This is a genomic window from Wolbachia endosymbiont of Mansonella perstans, assembly GCF_020278605.1.
Classification (GTDB): domain Bacteria; phylum Pseudomonadota; class Alphaproteobacteria; order Rickettsiales; family Anaplasmataceae; genus Wolbachia.
In genome coordinates this window covers 1-4882 of record NZ_JACZHU010000078.1, presented here as the reverse complement: position 1 = coordinate 4882, position 4882 = coordinate 1, and the positions used below count along the sequence as shown (strand labels likewise).

The window sequence follows — 4882 nt, the reverse complement described above, 5'->3', positions numbered from 1 at the left end:
ATTGTAAAGTAGTTTTTTTCGTTTTCTATTGGGTAGCTTTTCTCTACTGTTGTCTACTATTATGTAACAAAACCCGGTAGCTATTGATTTTTACAACTAGTGCAGATACGATAAAGCTTTAAGCATTGAATAATGGAGCAATTTGGAAACTTTTATATCACTACGCCAATATATTACGTAAACGACAAACCACACATTGGTCACGCATATACCTCTCTTTTGTGTGATGTAGTGGCAAGGTTTATGAGACTTGCTGGAAAAAATGTCAAATTCACTACCGGTACAGACGAGCACGGACAAAAAATCGAGAAAGCAGCTAAAGCACGGGGAATGCAACCAAAAGAATTTACAGATGAAATAAGCGTTTCATTTAGGGAATTAGCTAAGTCCATGAATTTTCAATATGATGATTTTATCCGTACCACGGAAGAACGTCACGAAAAAGCAGTGATAGCTTTGTGGAATAGGCTTGAAGAGAGAGGACAAATATATCTTGATTCTTACTCAGGTTGGTATTCAGTTCGTGATGAAGCATTTTATCAGGAATCGGAGCTGATAGATGGTAAAGCACCAACAGATGCAGAAGTTCAGTGGATAAAAGAAGAGAGCTACTTTTTTCGTTTGTCGAATTGGCAGAACAAATTACTGGAGTTATATGAAAATCAGCCAAATTTTATCTTTCCTGAAAGTAGAAAAAATGAAGTGGTATTGTTTGTAAGATCAGGACTCACTGACCTTTCAATCTCTCGCACTAGTTTTAATTGGGGAATAAAAGTGCCAGGCAATAACAAACACGTAATCTACGTCTGGGTTGATGCACTCACTAATTATCTCACGTCAGTAGGCTTTCCTGGTACTAAAGGTGAAGAATATAAAAGGTTTCAGGCAAATGACAGCTCTTCCAATGTTCATGTAATCGGTAAAGATATATTGCGCTTTCACGCCATATATTGGCCAGCTATTCTCCTTGCAGCAGATTTGTCACTGCCAAAACAAATTGCAGTGCATGGTTGGTGGTTAAACGAGGGAGAAAAAATATCTAAGTCTCTTGGCAATGTCATAGACCCAATTGACCTGGCTGAGGAATTTGGCGTTGATCAGTTACGCTATTTCCTCCTTCGGGAATCGAGTTTTGGCCAAGATGGTAATTTCAGCAAAAAAAACATGATCAGCCGAGTAAATTCAGAATTGGCAAACAATATAGGCAATTTAGTGCAAAGAACAATTTCATTTTTACACAAACAATGCTCGGGAATTGTGCCAACAGTCGATCAAAGCCTACTTAAAGGTGAGGAAAGCCTTACAAATTGTAAAGCTATACTCGATAAAGCGATGGATCATCTATCAAAGTATGAGTTTAATCAGATTATACTTTTAATTATTAACATATCTTCTGAAGCCAACGCTTATATAGATAAAAGTGCACCCTGGACATTGAGTAAAACTGATAGAGAGCGCATGAATTTAGTAATCTATAAACTACTCGAATATATCAGGATAATTGGTATTTTACTGCAGCCAATTGTCCCAAGGTCAGCAGAAATGATACTAGATCAAATACAAATTCCAAAAGAACAACGCGATTTAAAATCTCTGTGCAATGCGTGCGTAAGCTTAGGTATTACACTACCTAAACCCACGCCAGTTTTTTTGAGGGTTGAGGCTAAAGAGGAGAAATAGTTAAACTATTCCTCCTAGGTGGGATTACCTTTAGTAACGAGAGTATGTACCGCTGGTCTCATAAAGCACACCTGACACTTCAGGCTTTGTCAAAAACACACTCACAATAGGTGCTGCTGAACAGTAGCAAATATTGTTCCTCTCAATGCTGCCTTAGCTGTGTCTATGCCCCACTCAGTCCGGCTTTGACCATTTTGAGTTGAGCGATTTCTAGTACTTTTTTCCTCACTAGGTTCTATATCATAAAATATACCCCCGTTCTCAGATTTAGTTGGCTGACTTTCTGAGCTAGGACTTTCATCAAACAGGCTTATAAGAGCTACAGGATCTAAAATCTCCTCCTGCTGTTTCCCCTCTTTAAATAGATTCCTGGGATCTGCACAGTCCAAAACCTCTTCTTGTTTTTTCTCTCTACGCTCTTGACGTTTCAGTATGTCATCTTCATTAAGATCAGCAATAGCTTTATTCTTAGCCTTTATTACTTTCTCTTGCCTTAGCCAGCTGATCTTTCAAGTTAGAAATCTCAGTACCTTTCTCAGAAATAGTGTTGTTCTTAGCTAATCACTACAACTGAAAGTGCAATAGTTGCAGCAGAAAATACAGCACCACCAGCAATGAATGGAAGGCCAAGACTTAGAGCTGCAACTGGAGTTAGGAACCCAACATAAGGAGCTACAGCAAATATTCCTGATGCCAATAGAGTTCTGATAGCTAAAGCACCACTTACAAGATAAGGCTCATTAGTTTTATTAAATATATTTTTCATTATATACCTCACTAGAATTAATTTACTATTTTATAGCACGGATGAAGAGATATATCAAACTTATTAATAAATAAGCAAACTACAGCAAGGATAGATATTGATAAAAGATTGCCGAAGGCTATGAACTGTGCCTCTCCATATAATCTTTGAACGCGCCTCTGCTGGAGTCAAAATACAGTTTCACACTGCCGATTGGTCCGTTCCTTTGTTTTGCAATAATGAGCTCTGCAATATTTCTAACTTTCTCCATTTTTTCTTGCCATTCTCGATGTTTATTGCTTCCTTCACTTGGCTGCTTTCTTAGCTCATAATATTCTTCTCTGTAGAGGAACATTACTATATCTGCATCTTGCTCTATGCTTCCCGAATCACGCAAATCAGCAAGTTGTGGTTTTTTGTCGTCTCTCTGCTCAACAGAACGGGAGAGCTGCGATAGTGCAACAATAGGAATATTTAACTCTTTTGCAATTCCCTTCAAACCCTGCGTCACTTCCGAGATTTCTTGCACTCTATTTTCATTACTCCTTTTTGTTGTTCCTCTGATTAACTGCAGGTAATCAATAAATACCACTTCCACATTATATAATTGATACAGCAGACGTATTTTGGTACGAAGAGCACTTATTGACAGTGCAGGAGTGTCATCTATGATGAAAGGCAATTCAGACAATTCTGCACTAGCATTAATGAATTCATGCAATTCAAAATCACTAATTCTTCCGGTCAGTGCCTTATAATAACTAATTCCTGAATCTATAGTGATCAATCTTGCAGTTAATTGTTCCGCTGACATTTCAAGTGAGAAAAATGCTACGTAGTGTTGTTTATCTGCTCTTTTTTGCAAGACCTTACAAGCATTAAGGGCAATGTTTAGCGCCAGTGCTGTTTTACCCATAGAAGGTCTTGCAGCTAGAATTAATAGGTCAGATTTCTGCAGACCACCAAGAAGCTGATTTAGGTCTTGGAGTCCGGTTGTAATGCCCAGCGCTTCTGGATTATTTTTCAACGTGCTGATTTTTTCAACTACATCTTTAACCGAGCTTGCAAGCTTTATATACGTCTTCTCGCCTTGCTTTTTTACCGCTAAATTGAACAACTTGGTCATTGCTTGTTCAATTTGCGCCTGTGCAGGGTTTTCGACGTCATAGCTGTAACTATCATCAACTATCTCCTGCCCGAGCTTGATTAGGCATCTTCTTAAATAAGTATCACGGATTATTCTAGTCAAGCTGTATATATCAAGCGCAATACTTGCCTTCGCTGCGAGCTTTGCAAGATATTCAACTCCACCGCACTTGGTAAATGCTTCGTCGTTCTCAAAAAACATTTTGAGGCTCAGTTCATTGGCAACTATGCCGTGTTTTCTGGTTTTAGATATCTGAGTAAAAATACTTTGATGCAGTGGATCATAAAAATTGTCTGCTGCAATCATATCTTCAACTGCATCACAAATTCTATTATCACGAATCATTGTACCAATGAGCATTTGCTCCGCTTCCAAGTTATGTGGTAATTTGCATATTTCTTTACCTATGCTTCTTGAATCGATGAGATCAGCTAATTCATTCATTCTAAGTTTTTAGAGTAACTATCGATTATTGTAGAATATTTAGTCCTCGTTTGAAAGATGCAAAGGTAAAAAATTTTGACTAATTTCGTGTTGCCTATAGTATTGAAACTTAAGCCCCTGTGGTGAAATGGTAGACACGGCAGACTCAAAATCTGTTGCTTGCAAAAGCATGCTGGTTCAAGTCCAGCCAGGGGCACTCAAATGTTGGAAAACACATATGTTACATAGGATTTTTAATCGCTTATTTCCTATTCTCTCTTCTATGAATGCTATTCAAAAGGTGAAAAAGGATGAGAATGGAATATGCTATGTAACGGGATTTAGGCGCTATATGTCGGCATTGCTTGATTTAATTATTATCGTTTTGTTCTTACAGTTCTGCAGCCTGGCTTTAAATCAGCTCTTTACAAATTCAGAAGACAGAAAAATATTAAGCGGAATAATTGCAAAATATCAGGTGCAAGCGCCAATTTCTGCGGAAGAGAAGGCAACGCAGAGCAAACTTGTTAAATTAATGGTTCTAAATCAAATAGTCCAATTTATTATGCTATTTAGCTATGTTGCATATATGTGGATAAGGTTCGCTGCTACGCCAGGAAAGCTACTACTTGGACTCAGAGTTGTGGATGAGCAGACTTTTGGAAAAATGACCCTGAAACAAGCAACGAAGAGGTTTTTCTCCTTTATATTGTCAGTCGCGCCATTATTTTTAGGTTTTATATGGTCAAATTTCGACAAACGCTTCCAAACTTGGCATGACAAGATCGCAGACACGGTAGTTATCACGAGTAAAAGCCTTAGAAGACAGAACAAAAAAACTACTTGACAACCTTAGCCGTCACCATTGTCATAGTAATGAAGCTATT

General features: G+C 38.0%; 5 protein-coding genes and 1 tRNA gene. 3 read left to right on the top strand and 3 right to left on the bottom strand.

The features are described from left to right. Window positions 1–132 precede the first annotated feature (132 nt). Window positions 133–1680, top strand: coding sequence for a methionine--tRNA ligase (gene metG, locus IHO13_RS04515; protein ID WP_225538469.1), 1548 nt, complete (start codon window positions 133–135; stop codon window positions 1678–1680). A 101-nt stretch (window positions 1681–1781) separates the two neighbouring features. Here metG and IHO13_RS04510 read toward each other — a convergent pair whose 3' ends face one another. The 3 genes from IHO13_RS04510 to IHO13_RS04500 all read right to left on the bottom strand — a co-directional run bounded on the left by IHO13_RS04510 (window position 1782) and on the right by IHO13_RS04500 (window position 4016). After that, the gene (locus tag IHO13_RS04510) at window positions 1782–2069 is read right to left on the bottom strand and encodes a hypothetical protein (protein ID WP_225538468.1); all 288 of its coding nucleotides are present in this window, start codon (window positions 2067–2069) and stop codon (window positions 1782–1784) included. A gap of 164 nt (window positions 2070–2233) precedes the next feature. Beyond that, window positions 2234–2446: a hypothetical protein gene (locus IHO13_RS04505; RefSeq protein WP_225538467.1), complete on the bottom strand. Its 213-nt coding sequence runs from the start codon at window positions 2444–2446 to the stop codon at window positions 2234–2236. 118 nt (window positions 2447–2564) lie between these two features. Further along, a complete protein-coding gene (locus IHO13_RS04500; RefSeq protein WP_225538466.1) occupies window positions 2565–4016 on the bottom strand; it encodes a replicative DNA helicase in 1452 nt (483 codons plus the stop codon). 113 nt (window positions 4017–4129) lie between these two features. Here IHO13_RS04500 and IHO13_RS04495 point away from each other — a divergent pair. Then, window positions 4130–4212, top strand: a tRNA-Leu gene (locus tag IHO13_RS04495). Between the two features lie 21 nt (window positions 4213–4233). Continuing rightward, on the top strand, window positions 4234–4842 hold the full coding sequence (locus IHO13_RS04490) for an RDD family protein (protein WP_225538465.1): 609 nt from the start codon (window positions 4234–4236) through the stop codon (window positions 4840–4842). Window positions 4843–4882 lie beyond the last annotated feature (40 nt).